Source organism: Pseudarthrobacter sp. GQ63 (genome assembly GCF_059758765.1).
Genome location: NZ_JCAXEF010000005.1, coordinates 143,065 through 167,288 on the forward strand (window position 1 = coordinate 143,065; position 24,224 = coordinate 167,288).

18 protein-coding genes are annotated in these 24,224 nt (G+C 66.4%); 8 read left to right on the plus strand and 10 right to left on the minus strand.

Going from position 1 to position 24,224, the window contains the following annotated elements:
- Window positions 1–81 precede the first annotated feature (81 nt).
- Together AC6CHP_RS11240 and AC6CHP_RS11245 are read left to right on the plus strand one after the other, a co-directional pair.
- Complete coding sequence (locus tag AC6CHP_RS11240) at window positions 82–2,097, plus strand: beta-galactosidase (RefSeq protein ID WP_498229882.1); 2,016 nt, start codon at window positions 82–84, stop codon at window positions 2,095–2,097.
- Between the two features lie 447 nt (window positions 2,098–2,544).
- Complete coding sequence (locus tag AC6CHP_RS11245; protein ID WP_498229977.1) at window positions 2,545–4,131, plus strand: HNH endonuclease; 1,587 nt, start codon at window positions 2,545–2,547, stop codon at window positions 4,129–4,131.
- A gap of 158 nt (window positions 4,132–4,289) precedes the next feature.
- Here the strand turns inward: AC6CHP_RS11245 and AC6CHP_RS11250 are convergent, their stop codons facing one another.
- The 3 genes from AC6CHP_RS11250 to AC6CHP_RS11260 all read right to left on the minus strand — a co-directional run bounded on the left by AC6CHP_RS11250 (window position 4,290) and on the right by AC6CHP_RS11260 (window position 7,837).
- Window positions 4,290–5,648, minus strand: coding sequence for an ABC transporter substrate-binding protein (locus tag AC6CHP_RS11250; RefSeq protein ID WP_191036188.1), 1,359 nt, complete (start codon window positions 5,646–5,648; stop codon window positions 4,290–4,292).
- Between the two features lie 313 nt (window positions 5,649–5,961).
- Window positions 5,962–6,903: a carbohydrate ABC transporter permease gene (locus tag AC6CHP_RS11255; protein ID WP_102975962.1), complete on the minus strand. Its 942-nt coding sequence runs from the start codon at window positions 6,901–6,903 to the stop codon at window positions 5,962–5,964.
- Window positions 6,893–7,837: a carbohydrate ABC transporter permease gene (locus AC6CHP_RS11260; protein WP_104184693.1), complete on the minus strand. Its 945-nt coding sequence runs from the start codon at window positions 7,835–7,837 to the stop codon at window positions 6,893–6,895. Before AC6CHP_RS11260 ends, AC6CHP_RS11255 begins: the two co-directional genes overlap by 11 nt.
- A 369-nt stretch (window positions 7,838–8,206) precedes the next feature.
- Between AC6CHP_RS11260 and AC6CHP_RS11265 the strand changes: the two genes are divergently transcribed.
- The 4 genes from AC6CHP_RS11265 to AC6CHP_RS11280 are packed head-to-tail and all read left to right on the plus strand — an operon-like array spanning window position 8,207 to window position 13,871.
- Window positions 8,207–9,475 carry an ABC transporter substrate-binding protein gene (locus AC6CHP_RS11265; RefSeq protein ID WP_498229885.1) on the plus strand — a complete coding sequence of 423 codons (1,269 nt, stop codon included), beginning with the start codon at window positions 8,207–8,209 and terminating at the stop codon, window positions 9,473–9,475.
- Window positions 9,476–9,526: 51 nt separating this feature from the next.
- Window positions 9,527–10,696: an acetylxylan esterase gene (locus AC6CHP_RS11270; RefSeq protein WP_188726822.1), complete on the plus strand. Its 1,170-nt coding sequence runs from the start codon at window positions 9,527–9,529 to the stop codon at window positions 10,694–10,696.
- Complete coding sequence (locus tag AC6CHP_RS11275) at window positions 10,696–12,756, plus strand: DUF6807 family protein (RefSeq protein WP_498229887.1); 2,061 nt, start codon at window positions 10,696–10,698, stop codon at window positions 12,754–12,756. Before AC6CHP_RS11270 ends, AC6CHP_RS11275 begins: the two co-directional genes overlap by 1 nt.
- Window positions 12,753–13,871 (plus strand): M24 family metallopeptidase, encoded by a 1,119-nt coding sequence (locus tag AC6CHP_RS11280; RefSeq protein ID WP_498229889.1) that lies wholly within the window; start codon window positions 12,753–12,755, stop codon window positions 13,869–13,871. The genes AC6CHP_RS11275 and AC6CHP_RS11280 overlap by 4 nt, the downstream gene beginning before the upstream one ends.
- 207 nt (window positions 13,872–14,078) lie before the next feature.
- On the opposite strand, the gene AC6CHP_RS11285 is transcribed toward AC6CHP_RS11280, so the two are convergent.
- The 6 genes from AC6CHP_RS11285 to AC6CHP_RS11310 all read right to left on the minus strand — a co-directional run bounded on the left by AC6CHP_RS11285 (window position 14,079) and on the right by AC6CHP_RS11310 (window position 20,655).
- Window positions 14,079–14,405, minus strand: coding sequence for a helix-turn-helix domain-containing protein (locus AC6CHP_RS11285; protein ID WP_498229891.1), 327 nt, complete (start codon window positions 14,403–14,405; stop codon window positions 14,079–14,081).
- 270 nt (window positions 14,406–14,675) lie between these two features.
- Window positions 14,676–16,127 carry an aldehyde dehydrogenase (NADP(+)) gene (locus tag AC6CHP_RS11290; RefSeq protein WP_498229893.1) on the minus strand — a complete coding sequence of 484 codons (1,452 nt, stop codon included), beginning with the start codon at window positions 16,125–16,127 and terminating at the stop codon, window positions 14,676–14,678.
- A 67-nt stretch (window positions 16,128–16,194) separates the two neighbouring features.
- Window positions 16,195–17,298: a mandelate racemase/muconate lactonizing enzyme family protein gene (locus AC6CHP_RS11295; protein WP_498229895.1), complete on the minus strand. Its 1,104-nt coding sequence runs from the start codon at window positions 17,296–17,298 to the stop codon at window positions 16,195–16,197.
- A complete protein-coding gene (locus AC6CHP_RS11300) occupies window positions 17,298–18,203 on the minus strand; it encodes a 5-dehydro-4-deoxyglucarate dehydratase (RefSeq protein WP_498229897.1) in 906 nt (301 codons plus the stop codon). The genes AC6CHP_RS11295 and AC6CHP_RS11300 overlap by 1 nt, the downstream gene beginning before the upstream one ends.
- On the minus strand, window positions 18,200–19,165 hold the full coding sequence (locus tag AC6CHP_RS11305) for an NAD-dependent epimerase/dehydratase family protein (protein WP_188726810.1): 966 nt from the start codon (window positions 19,163–19,165) through the stop codon (window positions 18,200–18,202). Before AC6CHP_RS11305 ends, AC6CHP_RS11300 begins: the two co-directional genes overlap by 4 nt.
- A gap of 32 nt (window positions 19,166–19,197) precedes the next feature.
- Window positions 19,198–20,655 (minus strand): Gfo/Idh/MocA family oxidoreductase, encoded by a 1,458-nt coding sequence (locus AC6CHP_RS11310; RefSeq protein ID WP_498229899.1) that lies wholly within the window; start codon window positions 20,653–20,655, stop codon window positions 19,198–19,200.
- A 380-nt stretch (window positions 20,656–21,035) separates the two neighbouring features.
- Here AC6CHP_RS11310 and AC6CHP_RS11315 point away from each other — a divergent pair, with 380 nt between their 5' ends.
- Window positions 21,036–22,070, plus strand: coding sequence for a LacI family DNA-binding transcriptional regulator (locus AC6CHP_RS11315; RefSeq protein ID WP_364275221.1), 1,035 nt, complete (start codon window positions 21,036–21,038; stop codon window positions 22,068–22,070).
- 13 nt (window positions 22,071–22,083) lie between these two features.
- Here the strand turns inward: AC6CHP_RS11315 and AC6CHP_RS11320 are convergent, their stop codons facing one another.
- Window positions 22,084–22,782 (minus strand): FadR/GntR family transcriptional regulator, encoded by a 699-nt coding sequence (locus AC6CHP_RS11320; RefSeq protein ID WP_377194367.1) that lies wholly within the window; start codon window positions 22,780–22,782, stop codon window positions 22,084–22,086.
- Window positions 22,783–22,881: 99 nt separating this feature from the next.
- On the opposite strand from AC6CHP_RS11320, the gene AC6CHP_RS11325 reads away from it, so the two are divergent.
- A complete protein-coding gene (locus tag AC6CHP_RS11325; RefSeq protein WP_498229902.1) occupies window positions 22,882–24,222 on the plus strand; it encodes an alpha-hydroxy acid oxidase in 1,341 nt (446 codons plus the stop codon).
- Window positions 24,223–24,224: the final 2 nt, after the last annotated feature.

Below are 24,224 nucleotides of genomic sequence, written 5' to 3' on the forward strand. Positions count from 1 at the left end.
TCAATCCAGAAAATGGGCAAGCGTTTTCCAAGCGGCTGGTTTTCACCGCGCATCCATCCACCCCGCAGACAAAGGAGTCCCATGACCAACCAGGCAACCCCAGGTACGGCCAGCGTTTGGAACAACATCGAGGGCATCGGTTTCGGTGGCGACTACAACCCGGAGCAGTGGCCGGTCAGCGTGAGGATGGAGGACCTGGAGCTGATGCAGGAAGCCGGCGTAAACTTCCTCAGCGTCGGTATCTTCTCGTGGGCACTGCTGGAGCCTGCTGAGGGCCAGTACGATTTCGGCTGGCTCGACGACGTCATGGACAACCTGCACGGCATCGGCGTCAAGGTGGCACTGGCCACCGCCACCGCCGCTCCCCCGGCGTGGCTGGTGCGGAAGCATCCGGAAATCTTGCCGGTCACGGCTGACGGAACCACGCTGGGACCGGGGTCACGGCGGCACTACACCCCGTCGTCGGCCGTTTACCGGAAGTACGCCGCCGGCATCACACGGGTGCTCGCGGAACGGTACAAGGACCACCCCGCCCTGGCGCTGTGGCACGTGGACAACGAACTGGGCTGCCACGTTTCGGAGTTCTACGGCGAGGAAGACGCCGCCGCGTTCCGCCTGTGGCTCGAGCGGCGGTACGGAACCATCGATGCGCTCAACGCCGCCTGGGGCACAGCCTTCTGGTCGCAGCACTACGGCTCCTTTGAGGAGATCGTTCCTCCCGGCGTCGCACCCTCCACGCTGAACCCCGGCCAGCAGCTGGACTTCCAGCGCTTCAACTCCTGGGCGCTGATGGACTACTACCGCAGCCTGGTTGCCGTCCTCCGGGAAGTCACCCCCGCAGTCCCCTGCACCACCAACCTGATGGCTTCCAGCGCCACCAAGTCCATGGACTACTTCAGCTGGGCCAAGGACCTGGACGTCATTGCCAACGACCACTACCTGGTGGCCGCAGATCCTGAACGGCATATCGAACTCGCGTTCAGCGCGGACCTCACCCGGGGCATCGCGGGAGGTGACCCGTGGATCCTGATGGAGCATTCGACGTCGGCCGTTAACTGGCAGCCGCGCAACCAGCCCAAGATGCCCGGCGAAATGCTGCGGAACTCGCTGGCGCATGTGGCACGCGGAGCGGACGCGGTGATGTTCTTCCAGTGGCGGCAGAGCTTTGCGGGCTCGGAGAAGTTCCACTCGGCCATGGTTCCGCACGGCGGCCGGGACACCCGCGTATGGCGCGAGGTGGTGGACCTGGGAGCTGCACTCCAGCTGCTGGCACCGGTCCGCGGTTCGCGGGTCGAGTCGCGCGCGGCCATCGTGTTCGACTACGAGGCCTGGTGGGCCAGCGAAATCGATTCCAAGCCGAGCATCGACGTGCGGTACCTGGACCTGCTGCGGGCCTTCCACCGGTCACTGTTCCTGCGGGGCGTCTCCGTGGACATGGTGCATCCGTCGGCATCGCTGGACGGCTACGATCTTGTCCTCGTGTGCACGCTGTACTCCGTGACTGATGAGGCTGCCGCCAACATTGCCGCTGCCGCTTCCGGCGGGGCCACCGTCCTCGTCAGCTACTTCAGCGGGATTACTGATGAGAAGGACCACGTGCGGCTGGGCGGCTACCCGGGGGCATTCCGCGAACTCCTGGGCGTACGCGTTGAGGAATTCCACCCGCTGCTGGCCGGATCGCAGCTGAAGCTGAGCGACGGCACGGTGTCCTCCATCTGGAGCGAGCACGTGCACCTTGCCGGCGCGGAGGCACTCCAGACGTTCACCGGGTACCCGCTGGAGGGCGTTCCCTCCCTGACCCGGCGGGCAGTAGGAACCGGCGCCGCGTGGTATCTGGGCACGTTCCCCGACCGTGACGGCATCGAGTCCCTGGTGGACCGGCTGCTGGCGGAATCAGGTGTCTCCCCCGTTGCCGGGGCCGATGCGGGAGTGGAACTGACCCGCCGGCGCTCGGCCGATGGCGGCAGCTTCCTGTTTGCCATCAACCACACCCGGGCCGCGGCAGCAGTGCGGGCATCCGGCACGGATGTGCTCTCCGGCGAACGGTTCACCGGCACCGTGGAGGCCGGCGGCGTTGCGGTGATCGCGGAGGACTGAGGGGGCAGCCACGGGGCGCCGCACGATGGTGCGACGCCCCCACGCCCCCGACCACCCCGCCCGGGATGCACCCGGGATGCGCCCTTTACCACGCGGGTCTAGACGACGGCGGTACCTCCCTCGGCCTCCGACTCGCCCCTTTTCCTTGCCTAGCGGCGAGGGCAAAGGCGCGCCGTTCCCGACTTTCCTGAGCCGCCAGGCTGAGCCTTTTCCACATACAGTTCTTGGCAGCCGGCTGATGTCAGACCCTGCTGGAAGACTTTGTTTATGGAAGCGGTTCAGGGGCTGGGAGGGGCACTGCCACCAGCGCAGGTTGCGGGAATCCCCGCTGCGCCTGCGGCCGCCACGCGCCTTGTCTCCGCGGTGCCGCCGTTTCCTGGTGTCCTGTCCGTGGCTGACGTCTCGCGCTCGTTGGCTTCGATTACTGTCGCGACTGACGGCCCCGGGATGATTGACCAGCTGCGAGAGCTTGAGGATCTGAAGTCCCTGGCGGCTGCGAAACAGGCCCGGATCGCTGTTGCTTTTGATCTATCCCAGCGGCGGGAGCAGGCCGCCGCCGGTGTCCCGGCCAAGGAACAGGGCGCCGGTGTGGGAGCTGAAATCGCGTTGGCGCGGCGGGAGTCCCCGGCCCGCGGCGGCCGGCTCCTGGGCCTGGCCAAAGCCCTCACCGTCGAGATGCCCCGCGCCCTGGCCGCCCTGGAGTCCGGGGAGCTGAACGAATGGCGCGCCACCCTGATCGTGAAGGAAACAGCGTGCCTGTCCGCCGAAGACCGGTGCGCCGTGGACGAGGAACTCGCCGCCGACACCGGCACCCTGGCCGGGGCCGGGGACCGGGCCATCATTGCCGCGGTCCGGGCTGCCGCGTACCGGCGTGACCCGCACTCGGTAGCTAAACGTGCCAGTCATGCGGTGAACGACCGGACCGTGACGCTTCGCCCGGCGCCGGACACCATGGCCCGCCTGACCGCCCTGCTCCCGGTCGCGCAGGGCGTCGCCGTTTACGCTGCCCTGACCCGCCACGCCGACACCGCCCGATCAAACGGTGATGAACGCTCCAGGGGTGCGGTCATGGCCGACCAGCTCGTCAAAAACATCACCGGCACCCCCGGAGGGGTCAGCAGCATCGAAGTCCAGCTCGTCATGACCGACCGCACCCTCTTCCAGGCCGACAGCAAACCCGCCCGCCTGGCAGGCTACGGTATCGTCCCCGCCCACTGGGCACGGCAAACAATCCTCGGGCAGCCAGAACGCCCCGGCGCGGGACCAGCGGACAGCGCCATGACAGCAGCGGCGAGAGGGACAGCAGCGGCCGGGAAGACGGCGGCAGGCCTAGCCGGTGGTGCGGTGGCTGAGGGAGCAAGAGCGGACAGCGCCGGTGCTCCTGAGACGGATGTCAGGGCTGCCAGCGACATTGATGTTTGGCTCCGCCGGGTCTTCACAGCCCCCGGCACCGGCGAACTCCTCGCGATTGATTCGAAAGCCCGGCTCTTCCCTTCCGGGCTCCGCCGGTTCCTCCAGGTCCGCGACGACACCTGCCGCACCCCCTACTGCGATGCCCCCATCCGGCACCACGACCACATCATCCCCTGGCACCAGGACGGGCCCACCGCCAGCACCAACGGCCAAGGCCTCTGCGAAGCCTGCAACCACACCAAGGAAACACCCGGATTCTCAGCCACACCGGTCCCTGGACCACGACACACGGTGGAACTGAAAACCCCCACCGGCCACACCTACCACTCCACCGCGCCTCCGCTACCCGGCACACCGCTGACGAGCCAGGGGCTGTCCGGGATGCACCCTTCGGGCCCACCAGCCGGTACTGCAAGTACCTCGGCCACGGGCACAGCACGCGACATCGCTCCGCTGACCGCGCCTGGCCCGTCCCGCGGCGACCCCGAACCCACCACGCGAGGAACGGCAGGGTGTCCCAGCCCAAAGAAACACGGCGTCCAGATCCTCGGCCGCGTTGTTCCATACCGACCCCTGGTTGTACAGCGCCGGCCCAAGGCCGTACCGGCTGCACCGCCGTAGTCATGCCGCCGCAGACTTAACCCCCACAGCCTTAAACAGCTCCGTCCCGGAAGGAACCCGAGGTTCCTTCCGGGACGGAGCTGCCACCCGCCGTCGGACGCTGGGAGTGGAGGAGGCGTCCACCCAAGCTGTCCGGAGCCGTGTTGGCGGTGTGAGGACTAACTGCTGATTGCCGACTTCATCTCGTCGTGGGCCTTCTTGCCTGCTTCGTCCGTGGAGAGCCGCTCGAAGAGAACCTCGGAGGTGTACCGTTTGATGATTTCCTGGATTGCGCCGGCGCCCTTCGGCGGCGGAGCGGGTGCCTCGCCGAGTTCATCCTTGATCTGGTCGATGAACTTGACCACCTTGACGTCGGCCGGGGTCAGCTTGGACTCGATGGCTGCGCGGACCTCTGAGTTCGGGTAGACACCGCGGTCTGCCAGGAGGGCCTCGCCTGCCTTGACGTTGTTGGCCAGGAAGTCGATGAACTTGGCGGTCTCCTCGGGGTGCTTTGTGCGTGAGGAGGCGGACCAGAACTGCGAAGCCTTGTACCAAAGCCCTGCATCAGCGGAGGACCCGGTCTTCGTTGGGAACCGCAGGATCTCGAGATCGCTGCCGGAAGCCTTTTCCAAAGCCGGTGCCTGGTTGGACCACCAGAAGGCCATCGCATTCTTGCCGGTGGCGAGTCCGCTCTGGTCCAGGGGGGCAGCCTCGGCTTCAATCACCTCGGAGGCCGTGGGAACTGCCTTGTTCTCGCTGAGCTGCTTCAGGAACGCCCACCATTCGGAAATGTCACTGGGCTCGAAACCCAGCTTGCCGTCGGAGGTGTACAGCGACTTGCCGTTCTGGCGGAGCCAGACACCCAGGGATGCCTCGTCCGTGCCGTAGGCGGCGGCACCATAAGTGCCCTGCGGGGACTTGGCCGTGATCTCGGAAGCGATCTTCTCGAAGTCCTCCCAGGTCCACGTGGAGTCGTCCGGCATCGCAACACCTGCGGCCTCGAACACCGCGGGGTTGGCCAGGATGGTGGCCGCGTTAATACCGGCCGCGATGCCGGTCAGGCCGTCCTCGCCCTTGCCCGCGTTCAGCGCCGCCTCATCAAGCTTGGAGGTATCGATCTCGTACTTGGAAAGGTCCAGCAGGGCGCCGCGGCTGGAATATTCGGTGATGTACTTTTCGTCCATCTGGATGATGTCCGGGGCGTCGTTGGCGGCAACCTGGGTGGCCAGCTTGTCCCAGTAGCCGCTCCAGTCGCCGAATTCCGGCTTGATCTTGATGTCCGGGTTTTCAGCCTCGAACTGCTTGATGGCTTCCTGGGTCAGCTGGGCACGCTTGTCGCCGCCCCACCAGGAGAACCGCAGCTCAACGGGGCCATCGGCGTTCTGCGGGGAGGATCCTCCGCCGCAGGCACTGAGGGCCATCACGACGGCGGCGGCCGCCGCGACCACGCCCGTCTTGCGGATGCGGCGTGCTGCGCCGGGGGAACGCGACTCTGCCGGTTGCCGGGCAGCAGACGCAGGGCGGGAAAAAAGCTGCACTGGTAACTCCGATCTTCTTTGATCTAGGTGCTGGGGACTAACGCACTGTGGAACAGGGATGAAACGCGAAAGCGCTTTCTAGGTGTAATAGTACAAGTAGGTGACTTGTATTACAAGATGTTTGGCCAATAGTTCTGGCGGGCAAATTCCTGCGGAAAACATTACAGCCCGGCGCGGTCATGGACGGCACGTTCCGGCGCGGCACAGTCTTCAAAATGCAGGCCTATGGACGGCCGAACGGCCCGCCACAAGGACGGGCCGTTCGGTTGGTGCAGGCCTGCTGGCCGGCAGCGCATGAGTGCAGGAGCTGGATCTACTTGATACCGGTGGTCGCGATTCCCTTGATGAGGAAGCGCTGGCCGAAGAGGAACACCAGGAAGACCGGCAGGAGCGAGACGATGGACATCGCGAACAGCGATCCCCAGCTCGTGGCTGACTGCGAGTCGACGAAAGCCCTCAGCGCCACCGGAACGGTGAACATGTCCGGGTCCGTCAGGTAGATCAGGGCGCCGAAGAAGTCGTTCCAGGTCCAGATGAACGTGAAGATGGTGGTAGTGGCCAGTGCCGGCACCATCAGCGGCAGGATGACCCGCAGGAAGATGCGCGGGTGGCCTGCGCCATCGATCCTCGCAGCCTCATCGAGCTCCCGCGGAATACCGCGGATGAACTGCACCATCAGGAAGACGAAGAACGCTTCGGTGGCCAGCAGCTTGGGCACGATCAGCGGCCAGAAGGTGTTAACCCAGCCGATCTGCGAGAACAGGATGTACTGCGGAACGATCACCACGTGGAACGGCAGCATGATGGTCAGCAGCATGATGCCGAACAGCAGCTTCTTGGCAGTGAACTGCAGCCGCGCAAAGGCGTAGGCCGCCATGGAGCAGGAGATCAGGTTTCCCAGGATGGAGCCGATGACCACAATCGCCGAGTTGATCATGTAATGGCCGAAGGGGTGGGTCAGGGCGGACCAGCCGGAGGTGTAGTTGCTCATCTCCAGGCTGTTGAGCCAGAGCCCCGGTTCGCGGAAGATCAGCTCGTTGGGGCGAAGCGATGAAACAACCATCCAGAGCAGCGGGTAGATCATCAGTCCGCCGGCAAGGATGAGGATGCCGTGCTTCATCAGGGATTTTCCGCGCTGGGCCCGGCTGAAAGCCAGGGTGCCGCGGGACTCGCGGGGCTTGCGGTGGTTCGTAGGCTTGCCGGCGCCTCCGGACTTCTTGTCCGGGGTGGGCAGCGTCTCCAGCTTAGTCGTCATAGAAAACCCAATACTTAGAAGCGATGAAGTTGATGGCGGTGAATACGCCGATGATCACCAGCAGGACCCACGCCATGGCTGACGCGTAGCCCATGTCGAACTGACCGAAGCCCTTTTGGTAGAGGTACAGCGTGAAGAACATCGTGGAGTCCGAGGGGCCGCCGTTGCCGCCCGAGACGATGAACGCCTGGGTGAACGACTGGAAGGATCCGATGATCTGCAGGACCAGGTTGAAGAAGATGATCGGGCTCAGCATCGGCAGGGTGATCCGCCAGAACTGCTGGAGGGTGGTGGCCCCGTCAACCCGCGCTGCCTCGTAATACATGTGCGGGATCTGCCGGAGGCCGGCCAGGAAGATGATCATGGGGGCGCCGAAGGTCCAGACGTGGAGCAGGATGATGGAGCCGAGCGCCGTGCTGGGGTCTGAAATCCATCCCGGACCCTGGATGCCGAACATTGCCAGGACCTGGTTCACCAGGCCCGTGGTGCCGAAGATCTGCTTCCAGAGGATGGCGACTGCCACCGAACCGCCCAGGAGGGACGGCAGGTAGAACACCGAGCGGTAGAACGGCAGGCCGCGCAGGCCCTTGTCCAGGACCAGGGCGATCAGGAGCGCTACGGCAAGCTGGAGCGGCACACCGACGAACACGTAGGTGAAGGTCACGCCGAGCGAGTTGTGCAGGCGTGCATCATCGAGCATCCGGGTAAAGTTCTCCAGCCCTACCCATTCCGGCGGCTGGAGCAGGTTGTAGTCCGTGAAGGACAGGTACAGGGACATGATCATGGGGCCGAAGGTGATGGCGACGAGGCCCACCAGCCACGGCAGCAGGAAGATATACGCTGCCTTGTTGTCCCGGCCGTTGGCCTTCTTCTCTGCGGCGGTGGCTTTGCCCTTCCGCCGGGTGATGGAGCTGAGTTCGCTGATGGCGCTCACTGTTGCCGTCCCGTTCGTGTCATCAGGCCCGCTGCTGCCGGCATTCCAGCCGGGCGCAGCGCCCTGGGTATGTGCTTAGCGGCCATGTGGTCTCCTTTGGTCATCGTGGCCTCCACGTTTTTGGTATCGCCTGGGCGATAGGTGCGCTCCCGGGGCCGAGGGGGTGGCCGCCGGAGTTTCGGCGGGTTCCCACCGTTGCGGGAGGTGCGGATTGAAAAAGCGGCTCCGTACCAAAGTAAACGGTTTCTTGACTCCTGTATAGCCCTTTGTTAGTTTTTGAGAAAACGCTTTCTGTTATACAGGTCACTACGAATAGAACCACAACATATAAGGGGCAGGACAATGCGGTTACGTCTCAGGAAATCAGTCATGGGGGTTGCGGGTGCAACAGCTGCCCTCGCCATGGTACTAACGGGTTGCGGCAGCAACGCAGAGGCCGGGAAAGTCGGGACGGTCGAGGATCCCGTCACCATCCGTTTCGCCTGGTGGGGCAACGATTCCCGTGCCAAAACCACCCTGGAGGTCATCAAGGACTTCGAGGCCGCGAACCCCACCATCAAGGTGCAGGGCGAGAACACCGAGTTCAGCTCCTACTGGGACAAGATGGCCACCCAGATCGCCGGCGGGACCACCCCGGACGTCTTCGCCATGAGCGGCGCCTACCCCAGCGAATACGCCAGCCGGGGCGTGCTGCTGGACCTGGACGAGGTCAAAGACCAGATCGACACCTCCAAGTTCGCCGAAGGCACGGTGGACCTTGGCAAGATTGATGGCAAGCAGTACACCCTCACCGCAGGCGTGAACTCCATGTCCATGGTGATCGACCCCAAGGTCTTCGAGGCAGCGGGCGTTGAGCTGCCGGACGACGAAACCTGGACCTGGGACGATTACGCGCAGATCGCCGCTGACATCACCAAGAACTCCCCGGCGGGAACCTTCGGCACCACCCCCATGTCCAACGACTCCTTCCTGGCGGTATGGGCACGCCAGAGCGGCGAGGAGCTCTACACCGACGACGGCAAGAAGCTGGGCATCAGCGAGGACACTGCCACCGAGTGGTTCGAGCTCAACAAGAAGCTCATGGACACCGGCGGCGCCCCCTCCGCTTCGCAGACCGTGGAGGACGGCTCTGCCCAGCCCGAAATGACGCTCATGGGCCAGGGCAAGCAGGGCATGAAGATCTCCTGGAGCAACCAGATGAACTCCTACTCCGGCTCACCGCTGGTCATGATGAAGATGCCGGGCGAAAGCAAGACGCCCGGCGCGTGGCTGCGCTCCTCCATGGAGTACGCCATCTCCTCCAAGTCCGCGCACCCCAAGGAAGCCGCCCTCTTCATCGATTACCTGGTAAACAACGTGGACGCTGCCACCAAGATCAAGAGTGACCGCGGCATGCCGGCCAACACCGAGCTCAAGGCGGCCATCACTCCACTCCTGAAGGAATCCCAGCAGAAGGAAGCGGAGTACCTGGACCGCATCGCGGAGATGGACATCGAGCCGCCGCTGCCGTTCCCCGCGGGTTCCTCGGCCACCATGGAGGTCCTGAACAGGTTCAATACGGATGTCCTGTTCGGCAAGATCTCACCACGGGATGCGGCCAAGGGCTTCATCCAGGAAGTTAACTCGAACCTGGCCTGACCGCCGGCTGGTTCAGCCATCACAACAACATCCCGAACAGGAGGCAGGCCAGTGACTGAAAGCACCGTGCCCGTCAGGCCCAGCGCCATCGCCGGCTACGAGGACTGGCCTGCCTACGTCAAGCACCACCCACGCCACCAGGCAGCCACGCCGGCTGCGCAGGAACTCGCGGACGCGCTCGGCGTTCCGGAAGTCCCTGCGCAGCCTGACGTGTCGCTCCAATGGGAGGAAACGCACGACGGCGTCACCACCTCCCAGCTCAGCTGGCAGCTGGGCTTCGGCCCCCGGACTACCGGCTGGCTGGTCCGCCCGGCCGGCCGTTCCGGGCCCCTACCCGGCGTCCTTGCGCTGCACTGCCACGGCGGCAACAAATTCGGCGGGGCGGACCGGCTGGTGGAACTCCCGGAGCAGCACCCGTCGGCGGAGGCCGCCCAGGCCGGCCACTACGACGGCCGCGCCCTTGCCACGGACGTGGCACGGAGGGGTTTCGCAGTCCTCGCCCACGACGCCTTCGCCTGGGGCAGCCGCCGCTTCGATCTTTCCGTCCCGCCCTGGCGGACGGCCTCGGCGCTGGAGGCGAGGCAGGCACAGTGGCGGGAGGACGGCGTCGTGCCTTCCGATGCCGACGTCTACAACGCCGCCGCAGGTTTCCACGAAGAGACCGTGGCCAAGACGGCCGGCCTGCTGGGCACCAGCCTGGCAGGCATGGTGGCCCACGACGACCTGGCCGCCTTGGAGGTCCTCGCGCGGCTGCCGGAGGTGGACCAGGACCGGCTGGGCTGCATCGGGTTCTCCGGCGGCGGCGGCCGTTCCCTGGCCCTCGCGGCGCTGAGTCCCCGCATCAAAACCTACGTCGTGACCTGCATGATGACCACGTTCCAGTCACTGCTGCCCTCCTACCTGGACGCCCACTCGTGGCTGCTGCAGACCCCCGGCCTCTGGAAGCTGGATGACTGGCCGAAGCTCACGGCCAGGGCGGAAGCCGAAAGGCTGCTGGTGCAGTACGCCCTGGCGGACCAGCTCTTCCCCGAAGACGGCATGCGTGACGCCCACCGGATACTGAAGTCGCTGCACCGGCCCGGGGCCTACACCGGAACCTTCTGGCCGGGCGGTCACGTGTTTACCGCCGGCATGCAACAGGAAGCGCTCGGTTTCCTGTCCGCCGCGCTCGGTGCCAATGAACCCCAAACCCTTCCCCTCAGCTACCAAGGACCCTCCTGATGATTGATCAATCCGCCACCGCGGAACGCGTAAGCCACTCCGGGGGAAGCGCCGTCCCGGCAGCCGTTCCGCGCATCGCCCTGGTGGGCGTGCACGGCTTCGGTGAACGGCACCTTGCCAACCTCGCCAGGCTCGAAGCAGCCGGCAACCTGGAACTGGTCGCCGTCGCGGATCCCAATCCCCCGGCTCCGGGACGCCTGGCGGAATCCGTAGCCGTCTTCGGCGACCTTGCCCAGCTGCTGGCAGCGGACCCGGGCGTCGACGTCGTCATCCTCGCCACGCCCATCCAAACGCACGCTCCGCTGGCCCTCGCGGCGCTGGCAGCGGGCAAGGACGTGTACGTGGAAAAACCGCCGGTGGCCTCGCTCGGCCAGTTCCGGGATGTACTCGCCGCTGCCGACGCCGCAGGACGGCTGGTCCAGGTGGGATTCCAAAGCCTGGGGTCGCACGCGCTGCCGGCTATCCGCACCCTCGTGGAATCCGGCGGCATCGGCGACGTCCTGGGCCTGAGCGCCACCGGGCAGTGGGTGCGGAACAGGGCCTACTTCAAACGCTCCCGCTGGGCCGGAAAGCGCAGCCTGGACGGTATCGACGTTGTGGACGGCGTGGCAACCAACGCCCTTGCCCATGCGGTAGCCACGGGCCTCCACCTGGCCGGCGCCCACACAATGGCCGACGTCGAATCAGTGGAGACGGACCTGTACCGGGCGCATGACACTGAAAGTGACGACACCTCCATCATCCGCGTCCGCACCACAAGCGGCTCCACGCTGCTGTGCGGACTGACGCTGTGCGCGCCGGAACAGCAGCGGCCTTCCGTGACGGTGCACGGCACCCGCGGTGAGATCACGCTCTTCTACACCGAGGACGAGGTGGTCCTCAGCACCCCCGACGGCGAGCAACGCGAGACATTCGGCCGGACCGACCTGCTGGAGAACCTGCTGGATGCCCGCTCCAACGGGGCACCGTTGCTGTGCGCCCTGCCGGACACCGGCGCCTTCACCACGGTGCTGGAAGCCATCCGGACAGCGCCCGCGCCGCACCCCATCAACCCCGCGCACATCGCGTGGGAGGGCGAAGGCGACGACGCCCATCCGGTGGTCCATGACATCGCGGCCGTGATGGCGAGGGCAGTCAAAGCCCAGGCCACCTTCGCGGAACTCGGAGTGCCGTGGGCCCGGAAGCTGCCGCCGGTCCGCACCCTCCTCCTGGACGGCAAGGCCGTTGCGGAGTACCAGGACGGCAGCCGGATCCGGGCAGTGTCCTCGCCGCGGCCCTACCTGCACCCCATCCGGACCCTCGCGGGCACCGTGGTGACGGACCACCAGCCACTGGACCATGTGTGGCACCTCGGAGCCGGCGTGGCCCTCCAGGACGTGGACGGCACCAACTTCTGGGGCGGGCGCACCTACACGCGCGACGCCGGGCAGTACGTCTGGCGCCCGGACCACGGCAGCATCGCTGCCACGGACACCCAGGTCGAAGACACGGCTGCGCAGACGGGCGGCGCGGCTGGCCGGCTGCGGGAGACCCTGAGCTGGAACGGGCCGGACGGCGTGCCGGTCCTTCACGAGGACCGCACCTGGGAATGGTCCGGCGTCGGCTCCTCCGCGTGGCGCCTGTCCCTGGATTTTGCCCTCTCCCCCGCCGGCAACCGGCCGGTCAGCCTGGGCAGCCCCGGTTCCAACGGCCGGTTTGAAGGCGGCTACGGCGGGTTCTTCTGGCGCCTGCCCGCCTGCGCTGACGCCACCGTGTGGACGCCGTCCGGTGCCGGCGAACCAGAGGTGCACGGTTCAGTAACGCCGTGGCTGGCCTGGGCAGGAACGTTCGACGGCGGCAGCGCCACCCTCGTGTTCGTGGCCGCCGGAGGTTCCACCGATCCGTGGTTCGTCCGGGTGGACGGCTACCCGGGGGTGGGCCAGTCGCTGGCCTGGGACAGCCCGGTCATCGCCGAACCGGGAGCCCCCGTGCAGCGCAGCATCACCGTTTTTGTGGCCGACGGCATCCTGGGCACAACCGACATCGAAGCTCTCATCAACCAGCAGGGGAACCGTTCATGACCCAGACAACAGCCGACGCTTCCTTGCTCTCGGGCAGGGCGGCCCCCGCCTCCGCGGAGGACCGTGCCATCAAACGCCAGCGGGTGCTGGACATTCTCGACGCAAAGGGCCAGAAGTCACTGCTACTGACCACTCACACCGCCCTGACCTGGTACCTGGACGGCAGCCGGGTGCACATCAGCCTGGCCGGCGACCCCATCGCTGCTGTCCTGGTGGACCGCGGGGGCGACCACCTGGTCACGTTCAACAACGAGGCCGGACGCATTGAGGCCGAGGAACTGCCGTCCGGCGTCACCCTGCACTCTGTGCCTTGGTACGGCAACCTGCATGAGGCCGCCTCCGCCGTCGGACTTCCCGGGACGAACGCCGTGCCGGTAGCCGAAGCGGACGTCGCCGCCGAGCTGCGCGCGGCCCGCCAGCACCTGCTTCCCAACGAGAGCACGCGGTACGCCAGCCTCAGCGCCGAGGTTGCAGCGTTGATAACGGACGTGTTGTCCACCGCCCGGCCGGAAACCACCGAGTTCGAGCTGGTCTCCGCCCTCGCTGCGCGGGTTGTTGCCGCGGGCGCGGAGCCGCTGGTCCTGCTGTGCAACGGCAGCAGCCGGAGCAGCTTCCGGCACCCGCTGGCCACCCACTCGCCGCTGGGACGCCGCGCCATGGCTGTGGTGTGCGCGCGCAGGGACGGCATGGTGGCCAACATCACCCGCTGGGTGAGGTTCGACGCCGGCACTGCGGAAGAGCGCGACGCCGAGGCACGGATCGCAGCGGTGGAGGCGGACATCTTCGACGCCACTGTCCCGGGCGCCCGGCTGGACCGGATCTTTGCCGAGATCAAGGCTGCCTACGCCCGCCATGGCTTCGGCGCGGACCAGTGGGAGCAGCACCACCAGGGCGGGCCGGCCGGCTACGCGGGCCGGGATCCCCGCGTCACCGCCTCCGCCACGGACACGGTGGTCCCGGGCCAGGCCTTCACTTGGAATCCGTCCGGGCCCGGCGTCAAGATCGAGGACACCGTCCAGCTCACCGAGTCCGGCCTGCAGGTCCTCACCGCCGACCCCCGCTGGCCCTCCGCCACGGTAAACGGCCTCCAGCGCCCGGCAACCCTTCAGCTCTAGGCCAAACGCTCTCTCAGATCCTGCAGCAAAACCAGGAACGCTCTCTCAGATCCTGCAGCAAAACCAGAAACGCTCTCTCAGTTGGCGCCGCACTTCCGGCACCAACTGGGAGAGCGTTTCGGGTAAAGCAACATCAAGAACTGGTCCCCGATAGTTGGACTGGCTTAATGGGATTCTAGGGCGCGAGGGAAACGACGGCCTGGACCTTCAGTGTCGTCCCTGATCCCTCAAGGCTCGCAGTTTTCCCAAGTACGCCACCTCCGCGCGGAGCCGCTCATTCTCCCGGCGTAACCGTTCCAGTTCAGGTAACTCCGCCGGTGGAGGTGGAGCCGAGGACTTCGCAGGCCTGCCTTTGGCCTTGGGACGTAATGCTTCAGCACCGTCACGGCGATACGCCCGGACCCACTCTTGCAGCACCTGACGCGAGGACAAACCGGCCTCCGCAGCCAGGTCCGGGCCGGTCTCGCCCGCGAGGAACCGTTCCACTAACGCGAGCTTGAACTCAAACGAGTACGACTTCGCCGGTTTGCTCACCAGCACTCCTTGCCCATGAATCCTCCACCGCCCATACAGTGCCCTGACCGGCACCCAAGGCGTCTCAAGCAAACGAGCCGCAGCCCGATACCCAACGCCCTTCCTAAACCACGCTACCGCCGCCTCGCGCTGGACCTCAGACAAAGAACTAATAGCACGCATAAAACTGCTCCCCGGAAGTCGCAACTGAATTTCTCAGTCCAACTTCCGGGGAGCAGTTCACAAGTGAGAGAGCGTTTCGGTTAAAGCAACGTCAAGTGAGAGAGCGTGTCAGGGGAGGCGGAGTTCCCCGTCCACCCGGCGCGGGATGCCCAGGGGGTTGCTTTCGTGCAGGGCCGGGTGCAGGACCGTCTCTGGCGCATCCTGGTAGGCAACAGGACGCTGGAAGCGGCGGACCGCCGTCGCGCCTACCGAGGTGAACAGCGACGTGGTGGCCGGGTACGGGCCCCCGTGCTGCTGGGCCCAGTTGACGGCCACACCCGTGGGCCAGCCGTCGAAGAGGACGCGGCCGGCCAGCTCGGACAGTTGGTCCACAAGAGCGGACACGTCCTCGCCCGGCTGGGCGTGCACGGTGGCGGTGAGGCTGCCCGGCACCTTGGCCAGGACCGCGGACAGCTCCTCCTGGCCCGAGTACTCGATCAGCATGGTGGTGGGGCCAAAGCACTCTTCCAGCAGTTCCTCGGGGCGCTCCAGGACCTTTGCCGCCGAGGTGGAAAACACCACGGGTGCGGCGCCGTCGGACACAGCGTCCTGGTCCACGGTCCCGCTGACCACATCCACGCCGTCCACGGACGCGAAGCTGCGCAGGCCGTCTGGGTAAGCCTCTGCAATCCGGCTGGTGAGCATGCACAGGGCAGGCTTGTCCTTGCTGGCCGCCGCCACTTTCGCGGCAAAGTCTGTTCCAGCGGGGATGAAGACGAGTCCGGGCTTGGTGCAGAACTGTCCGGCGCCCAGGGTGAAGGATCCCGCCAGGCCTTCCGCGAGCTGCCCGGCACGCTCTGCCAGGGCGGAGCCAGTCACCACCACCGGGTTCAGGCTGCCCAGTTCGCCGTAGAACGGGATGGGGTCCGGACGGGACGTGGCAAGGTCAAAGAGGGCACGGCCGCCGGGGATGGAGCCGGTGAAGCCCACCGCTTTGATGGCCGGATCCTGGACCAGCGCGGTTCCCACCTCGCGGCCGCTCACCAGGGCGAACAGGCCTTCCGGAGCACCGGCTGCGCGCAGTGCTTCGGTGACGATTTCCGCCGTCCGCTCAGAAAGGCGGAGGTGGCCCGAGTGGGCTTTGACGATCACGGAGCAGCCCACGGCCAGGGCCGAGGCAGTGTCGCCGCCGGCCACCGAGAAGGCAAACGGGAAGTTGGAGGCGGAGAAGACCGCAACCGGTCCGATGGGCCGCAGGATGCGCCGCAGGTCCGGCTTGGGCGGCGTGGAGGCGGGGTCCGCGTGGTCGATCACGGCTTCCAGGTAGGAGCCCTCGGTGATGACGCGCGCGAACAGGCGCAGCTGGCCGGTTGTCCGGGCCACTTCGCCGGTGAGGCGGGCTGCGCCGAGGCTGGTCTCGGAATCGGCAATCTCCACCAGTGCGGCGGCGTTCGCGTCCAGGGCGTCCGCCACGGCCGTGAGCCAGGCCGCGCGGTCAGCATCCGATGAAGCTGCAGAAATTTTGGCGGCCTGGGTGGCGGAAGCCGTGAGCTCGGACAGGGAAAGGGTTGCAGTTGTCACTTGGGGTACCTGTTCTGTGGGTCTGGATTCATCGTGTCAGGAGTCATCAGGTCTGGGTGGCCCTGCTCTAGCGCGCGTCGGCGAAGCGGAAGCCGAGTCCGGGCTGGTTGGTGAGGGTCACCCGGCTGTTGCTGAACCGTACCGGCGAAGGTCCTGCCAGGATCCCCAACTGCTCAAAGGATGCCTCCTCCACGTCTTCCACCAAGGTGGGCTCCGCAAGCGTCAGCGCCAGCTGGCCGGACAGCTCCGGCAGCAGGTGCGGCATGACCTTGATGCTGTTGGTCCGGGCAAGTTCAACGATGCGCCTAAAGGGGGTGATGCCGCCCACCCGGATGATGTTCGGCTGGATGATGTCCACTGCTTCCGCCTCTATGAAATCGCGGAAGCGGTAGATGGTGTGCAGGTTTTCGCCGAGGGCGATCGGCACGGGCGAGTGCTTCCGGAGCCTGCGGTAGGCCCAGAGGTCGTCAGCCCGGATCGGTTCCTCAAGCCACTCCAGCCCGAAGCCGGCCAGCACGTCCAGGGCTTTGAGGGTGGTGGGGAGGTCCCAGCGCTGGTTGGCGTCGATCATCAGCTTCCGGTCCGGGCCCAGGACGGATCGAACCGCTGCGACCCGTTCGGCGTCCTCGCGGATGTCCGGCTTGCCCACCTTGATCTTGACCGCCTGGTGCCCGGCGGCAATCCAGCGCTCAGTCTGCGCCACCAGTTCTTCGAGCGAGTAGTGCAGGTTCACCCCGGAGCCGTAAACCTCCGCGGATTCCTGGCGCTGCCCCAGGAGTCCGGTCACGGAGGTGTGGGCCCGCGATGCCTGGAGGTCCCACAGGGCCAGGTCCACGCCGGCCATGGCGATGGTGGTCAGTCCCCCGCCGCCAGCCTCATGCAGCCGCTTCCACACGGCATCCCACACAGTCTCCGGGTGGGCGGGCAGCCCGGTGACGAACGGGGCGATGTCATAATCCAGCAGGGCCTTGACCGCCTGCGGACCGATGGTGGGGGTCCAGGAGAAACCGTGCCCCGCGCCGCCGTCGTCCGTATGGATCTCCGTGACGATCACGTGGTTTTCAGGTGCCTCCACGCCCCAGCTGCGGCGCAGCGGAACCGTGATGAGCCGGGTGGTGAGGCCCGTGATGCGCGGTTCCGTGCGAACGGCAACAGCCGCGGGGGCGCTCATCAGCGGCCAGCCAGCTCGTAGCCCCTGGTGAGGATGGCCTTCAGCTGGACCAGCTGCTCCTCGGTGGGATCCACCAGCGGCGGGCGCACTGAGCCGACGGGAAGTCCGCCCAGCCGCAGGCCTGCCTTGATCAGCGAAACACCGAAACCGGGCGTCTGGTCGCGGAGGCGTACCAGTGGTGCGTAGAAGCCTTCCAGCAGGGCGTTGCGGCGGTCCTCATCGCCGGCTTCGTAGGCGTCGTAGTAGGCCTTGGCGATCTCCGGGGCCATGGCGAATGCCGCGGAAGAGTACAACGGGATGCCGAGTCCGCGGTAGGCGCCCTGGGTCAGCTCGGCGGTCAGCAGGCCGTTGAAGAAGGCGAAGTCCTGGCGTCCGGTGGCACGCACCGCGGAGACAATTTCCTGGGCCAGGCCAACGTCTCCCAGCCCGTCCTTGAAGCCGACGACCTTGGGATTGGCAGCCAGCCGGGCCATCGAAGCGGCAGTGAACTTTGCGTTGCCCCGGTGGTAGACGATCACCGGCAGGCTGCTGGCGTTGGCCACGGCCTCGATGTAGGCCACGAGTCCGTCGGTGGGGCCGGTGACCAAATACGGCGGGAGCACCAGGAGGGCGTCGGCCCCCGCTTCTTCCGCGGCGCGGGCGGCGGCAATGGCGTGGCCCAGCGGTCCTCCGGCGCCGGCAACTACCGGGACCTGTCCGGCAACGACCTCGACGGCGGCCGCCACCACAGTGCGGACCTCCTCAATGCTGAGGGCATGGAATTCGCCGGTGCCGCAGGCAGGGAAAACGCCGCCGGGCCGGAACGGAAGCCGGGAGCTGATGTGTTCCTTCAGCAGCTCCACGTCAACGGTGCCTTCGGCCGTGAACGGGGTGACGGGGAAGAACAGTACGCCGTCGAATTTCATGGTTTCTCCTTGGCTCCGCTGCCGGCGCTGACCAGCGCGGAATTCTCGTCGTTGAGGGTGGTGTGGGGCTTGAGTTCGGTGCGCCAGCTGCGCGTGGGCTGCCAGCCCAGGAGTTCCTGTGCCTTGGCGATGGAGAAAGCGGGGCTGGTTCCGGTGAGTCCTGCGCTGAGGGCTTCGCTTCCGGGCAGGAATTTCGGCATCAGTTCGGCCAGCGGTGCTGTGGCAAGGGCGTCCGCGGCTCCTACAAAGAAGGTTTCCCCGTTGGGGATGGACGGCATCTTCTCCAGCAGCAGGTCCAGGAAGTCCGCCACGTCCCGGGCATCCACGTAGTTGAACAGCGCGGGCGCGGACAGTGCGGGATCGGCCAGCCGCTCAGCAAGGGTGTGGCCCTGCTGCGTCGGTGCGCCCTCCCACTCCTCCGGCGAGATCACGTAGCAGGGGCGGAACGCCGCGTAACGGATCTTCTCGCCCTGTGCTGCAGCGAAGGTCTGGACGGTCTGCTCCGCGATGAGTTTGGACAGCGCGTAGGCGTTCCACGGCCGCGGCGGTGTCCGCTCATCCAGCGGGAACGACGGCGGCAGCCAGCCCGCCGGCGAACCGTAGCCCAGCACGGTGGGGCTGCTGGCCGTGACAATCTTCTGCACGCCCACGTCGGTGGCCGCGCTGATCACGGCGAACGCGAGCCGCGTGTTCGTGGCGAAGATAACGTCCTCGGGCGCGCTGAACGGGACGGCTATGGCGGCAAGGTGGATGACGGCGTCGGGCGTGGTGTCCCGGAGCAGGCGCAGCGCCTCGCCCGGGGCCAGGAGGTCGGCCGTTTCCTGCACGACGCCGGCGGGCAGCTGGTCCGCCGGAACGGCGTCGCGGTCCACCGAGATGACGTGATGGCCCTTTGCGGCGAGCCCCGCCACAACACTGCGGCCCAGACGGCCGGCGCCGCCCGTGACAAAGATCCTGCTCATGGTTATTCCTTCGGTTGGTTCCCGGGCAGGATTCAGTTGCCGCGGCGGAGATCGACGCCGAGGTCCAGGTCCTCGATGCGTACGGGCAGGGAGGACTCGAGGGAGCGGTTGCCGGCGATGCCGACGGAGACGGAGCGCAGTCCGTCCAGGTAGCCCGAGGGGCGTCCCAGCGGGTCCTCGCCCGGGCCGTTGAAGAGGTCCGAGAGCAGGAGCTCGTCACCGCCGCCGTGGCCGCCTTCGCCGTTGACGATCGGCACCTCGTAGGCGGCTTCCCAGTGGCGCTGGACCACCAGGCGTTCGCCGTTGCGGCGGATGGCGTCATCCTCTTCGATGGGGGTGGCGCTGGGGTCCACGACGGTCTTCTTGTCCGTGCTGGACGTGACGGCAGCGCGTTCCACCACTTCGAGCTCGGCGCGGCCTTCGGTGCCATTGACCGCTACCCGGTAGCCCTCCCAGGGGCTGTGGGCGTTCAGCGAGTAGCTGAGGCGGGGCCCGCCCTGGTATTCCACCACGAGCGCGAGGTTGTCCTCGATGGTGATGCCGCCGGTGAAGACGTCCTGGTCTCGGCGGTAACCGTCGTAGTGCTCGTTGTCCAGGAAGAGGGCCTTGAGGCGCTCGTCCTCCCGCAGGTCAAGGGTGAAGGGGTCCTTCTCCGCACCGGCGGGGGCATCGGCGCTGGGCGTACCGCGTTCGGGGCGGGGACCGAGGCCGCGCTCGGCGGCGTTTTTGTCGCCGTAGAACTTCAGGCCGCCGGAGGCGAAGACGCGCTCTGGAACGTCGTCGATCCACCAGTTGACCAGGTCGAAGTGGTGCGAGGCCTTGTGGATCAGCAGGCCCCCGGAGTTCTTCTTTTCCCGGTGCCAGCGGCGGAAGTAGTCGGCGCCGTGGACGGTGTCCAGGACCCAGCTGAAATCGATGGACGTGACCTTGCCGATCACGCCGCTCTGGATGATCTCCTTGAGGGCACTGTTGCGCGGCGAATAGCGGTAGTTGAAGGTGACCACCACGTTGCGGCCGGTCTCGTGCACGGCCTGGGTGATGCGGCGGCAGCCTTCGGCGTCGATGGTGAGGGGCTTTTCGACGACGACGTCGGCGCCTGCGCGCAGTGCCTCCACGATGTAGTCCGCATGGGTGTAGTCAGGGGTGGTCACCACGACGCGGTCGATGGAGTTGGCCTGGATGAAGGCGGTGAGGTCTGCGGGGTCGAACGATGCGACCGAACCCGGCGCGCCCAGTTCCTGGATGAGCTTCTGGTAGAACTCCACGCGGCCGGGGTTCACGTCGGAGAAAGCCACCAGCTCGGCGGTGTCCGCGTGCTTGCCGAAAATGGCGCGGATGTACATCTCGGAACGCCCGCCAGTGCCGATCAGGGCAATGCGGGCTTTGCCGCCGTGGCGGGCGGGTGCACCGGCGGCGGCAGCAGTTTCGGTGCCGTCCGCGGGTTCGGACCGGGCCTCTGGGGCGGAAGTCGACTCGGCTGTGTTGACCATGAGGGGTCCCTTTCGAAGACGCAAAATCCGGCCGGATGGGCCGCTGTTCGGTGACGATGTGGTGCTTCTTTGTATCTTGCCTCAGAAAGCGTTTTCTCAGGCTGCTATATGAGTTGTATCAATCCGGGCGCTCATCCGTCAAGCATTGGCGGGGTTGCAAGAAAGCGTTTTCTCCCCCATCTGGGTTCAAGACCGGGAAAGAACGGGAAAATTGGCGGGAAAAAGTGGGAAAAGAAGAGAAATCGCTTTCCCGTCCCGTTATATGCTGTCACTCACTACATGCTTTGACGAGTACGCCGCCACACAGTCGGTTCGGATCCTGCCCTGCAACGGAACGGCGCCACCATCTGCCGGCCGCGGCGCGAAGGAAGGGACCACGCATGGTCAGGAAATCGGCATCCGGCAGGATCGGCATCGCAGACGTTGCCGTGAAGGCAGGAGTCTCCCACGCAACGGTTTCGCGCGTCATGAATGGAAACTTCACGGTGGACCCCGAGATCGCTGCCCGCGTCCGGGCGGCCGCGGTGGAACTGAAGTACCAGCCCAACCCCGTGGGCCGAAGCCTGGCCCTGGGCAAGACAGACACCATCGGCATTGTGGTTCCGGACCTGGCCAACCCCACCTTCCAGGCCATCCTCCGTGGCTTGAGCCGGGCCGCCGCCCAGGACGGGTACCGCGTGCTCATCGCCGATTCCTTTGAGGTCTCCAGCGAGGAAACCATCCTGGCGGGTGAGGCACGCCGGCGGTGCGACGGGCTGGTCCTCTGCGCGCCCCGGATGAGCGACGCCGAACTGGAGGAGATTGCGCCGTCCCTCCGGCCGCTGGTCCTCATCAACCGCACCACGGCCGCTGCAGGGGTCCCCAGCCTGGTGGTGGACTATGGCCAGGGCGTGCAGGATATCGCCGAACACCTGGTGGACCTGGGCCATACCCGCCTCGCCTTCCTGGCAGGTCCTCCGCGCAGCGCGTCCAACAACCTCCGGCTCCAGGGCCTGGAGGCCTTCAAGGCGGCCCATCCGCAGGTTGAGGTCACCATGCTGGAAGGCGGCTCGGACTTCGATACCGGGCACGGTGCGGTGGATGCGGTGCTGGAGAGCGGCGCCACGGGGATCCTTGCCTTCAACGACCTGGTGGCGATGGGCCTGATGAGCGGGCTGCATGAACGGGGCCTGGACGTCCCCGGCGACATCTCCGTCACCGGGTTCGACGACATTCCCTTCGCAAAATACACGACGCCGACGCTCACCACGGCGGCTGTTCCCATTACCGAGCTGGGCGAGCAGGCCTGGCACCAACTGCGGGCCCTCATCCGCAACGAGGAAAGCGACGCTCCCGGCAGCCGCTACCAGCCAAAGCTCGAGGTACGCGCCAGCACCGGTCCGGCAAAGGCTGCCCGTACGGCAGTCCACGGCTGAGCACCAGCCTCGTTCAGGAGCTGATGGGTAGGCCCATTCCGGCTTCCCGGTAGTAGCCCTCGATATGGGCTGCCACCAGCTGTGCCGCGCGGTCGCCGTCGCCGTTCCTGATGGCGGCAAGGATCCCGCAGTGCTCTGCTTTCAGGCGCGAGGCTGTTGCTTCCCAGTCCGGAAGGTTGGACGTCAGCTGCGCGGCGTAGCGCTGGATCGATTCGCGCAGTGACCCCATCATGGCGCTGACCACGGCATTGCCCGCGGCATCGGCGAGGGCCAGGTGGAACCGGACATCCAGCGCCAGGAATTCGTCAACGTCCAACCCCTCAGCGGCCATCTCGTCCAACAGGCTGCCGGCCGCCTCCAGTTCCGGAGCCTGCGGACTCGCCTTTGACGCCGCCCAGGACTCAAGGAGCATCCTGGTTTCCACGATGTCCGCCACTGGAAGGTGCTGCGTGGCCACGTGCAGGCGCAAAGCCGAGCCAAGGGCCGCCGTCGGATCCGAAATGACCACCGTCCCGGCGTCCGGGCCCGAGCCGACCCCGGCCCGGACCACGCCCATGGCCTCAAGGATCCGGATAGCTTCCCGCACGGACGTGCGTGAAACCTTCAGCTGTTCGGCGAGCGTCCTTTCGGCCGGCAGCCGGCCACCCACGGCCAGCCGGCCCTCGGACAGCTCTGCCTCAATCCAGGACAAGACAAGCTGGTGAGTACGCATAGGGCCATGGTACTTGATGTGGTCCAACCACATGGCCTACAGTGTGGTTAGACCACAGGAGGTCCCGGACGCGGACCTGCCGGCCCAATGGAGGACGCCATGACCCACACCATCCAGCCCAACAATCCGGAGACAACCCCTGCCCCGGACGCCACCGATGTCCCGGCAGCAACCCCCGGGCCCGCCATCCCACAGGCCGTTTCTACGGTGCCGGCAGCGCTGAAGCGCCGGATCCCCAAATACTCGGATCTGGCCCCGCTGATGCAGTTCAAGAAGCCCGAGTTCAGCAAGGAAGCACGGCTCAAGCGGGCCAGCACCATCTGGGAGCTCCGCGACATCGCCAAGCGCCGCACCCCGCAGGCACCGTTCGACTACACCGACGGAGCTGCCGAAGGGGAAATCACCCTCCGCCGTGCCCGCGAGGCGTTCCTGGACATCGAGTTCCGGCCCGGCATCCTGCGCAACGTCTCCAAAATCGACCTGAGCACCGAAATCCTGGGCAAGTCCTCCCGGCTTCCCGTGGGCATCGCCCCTACCGGCTTCACCCGCATGATGCAGTCCGAAGGCGAGTACGCCGGTTCCCAGGCCGCGGAAGCTGCAGGAATCCCCTACACCCTCTCCACCATGGGTACCGCGTCCATCGAGGATGTGGCGGCTGCAGCCCCGAACGGCCGCAACTGGTTCCAGCTGTACCTCTGGACGGACCGCGACCGGTCGCTGGAACTGATCGAGCGGGCCGCCAAAGCCGGGAACGACACCCTCATGGTCACCGTGGACACCGCCGTGGCCGGCGCCCGCCTCCGCGATGTCCGCAACGGCATGACCATCCCGCCGGCACTGACTGTCAAGACCGTCCTTGATGCCTCCTACCGCCCCGCCTGGTGGTTCAACTTCCTCACGCACGAGCCGCTCACGTTCGCGTCGCTATCCCGCTACACCGGAACCGTGGCCGACCTCATCAACTCCATGTTCGATCCCACGCTCACTTTCGAGGACCTGGACTGGCTGCGCGAAACCTGGAAGGGCAAGCTGGTGGTCAAGGGCATCCAGACCGTGGAAGATGCCCGCCGCGTCGTCGACCATGGCGCCGACGGCGTGGTCCTCTCCAACCATGGCGGCCGCCAGCTGGACCGGGCACCCATCCCGTTCCACCTGCTCCCCGAAGTCAAGCAGGCCTTCACCGCGGACAACAGCGATGCCGCGATCATGCTGGACACAGGGATCATGAGCGGCGCGGACATCGTGGCCGCCCTTGCCCTCGGCGCCGATTTCACGCTGATCGGCCGCGCCTACCTGTACGGCCTGATGGCCGGTGGCCGGGCAGGCGTTGACCGCACGCTGCAGATCCTCGAGAAGGACATGGCCCGCACCATGGCCCTGCTGGGTGTCAGCAGCATCTCCGAACTGACCCCGGAGCACGTGCGCCTGCTCAACAACTAAAC

What these genes read in the sequence shown, in the direction of transcription:
- AC6CHP_RS11320 (WP_377194367.1), bottom strand. Translation starts at nt 22,782, where the DNA reads ATGCGTACTCACCAGCTTGTCTTGTCCTGGATTGAGGCAGAGCTGTCC.
- AC6CHP_RS11310 (WP_498229899.1), bottom strand. Translation starts at nt 20,655, where the DNA reads ATGGTCAACACAGCCGAGTCGACTTCCGCCCCAGAGGCCCGGTCCGAA.
- AC6CHP_RS11295 (WP_498229895.1), bottom strand. Translation starts at nt 17,298, where the DNA reads ATGAGCGCCCCCGCGGCTGTTGCCGTTCGCACGGAACCGCGCATCACG.
- AC6CHP_RS11315 (WP_364275221.1), top strand. Translation starts at nt 21,036, where the DNA reads ATGGTCAGGAAATCGGCATCCGGCAGGATCGGCATCGCAGACGTTGCC.
- AC6CHP_RS11255 (WP_102975962.1), bottom strand. Translation starts at nt 6,903, where the DNA reads ATGACGACTAAGCTGGAGACGCTGCCCACCCCGGACAAGAAGTCCGGA.
- AC6CHP_RS11280 (WP_498229889.1), top strand. Translation starts at nt 12,753, where the DNA reads ATGACCCAGACAACAGCCGACGCTTCCTTGCTCTCGGGCAGGGCGGCC.
- AC6CHP_RS11325 (WP_498229902.1), top strand. Translation starts at nt 22,882, where the DNA reads ATGACCCACACCATCCAGCCCAACAATCCGGAGACAACCCCTGCCCCG.
- AC6CHP_RS11265 (WP_498229885.1), top strand. Translation starts at nt 8,207, where the DNA reads ATGGGGGTTGCGGGTGCAACAGCTGCCCTCGCCATGGTACTAACGGGT.
- AC6CHP_RS11275 (WP_498229887.1), top strand. Translation starts at nt 10,696, where the DNA reads ATGATTGATCAATCCGCCACCGCGGAACGCGTAAGCCACTCCGGGGGA.
- AC6CHP_RS11245 (WP_498229977.1), top strand. Translation starts at nt 2,545, where the DNA reads ATGATTGACCAGCTGCGAGAGCTTGAGGATCTGAAGTCCCTGGCGGCT.
- AC6CHP_RS11300 (WP_498229897.1), bottom strand. Translation starts at nt 18,203, where the DNA reads ATGAAATTCGACGGCGTACTGTTCTTCCCCGTCACCCCGTTCACGGCC.
- AC6CHP_RS11240 (WP_498229882.1), top strand. Translation starts at nt 82, where the DNA reads ATGACCAACCAGGCAACCCCAGGTACGGCCAGCGTTTGGAACAACATC.
- AC6CHP_RS11305 (WP_188726810.1), bottom strand. Translation starts at nt 19,165, where the DNA reads ATGAGCAGGATCTTTGTCACGGGCGGCGCCGGCCGTCTGGGCCGCAGT.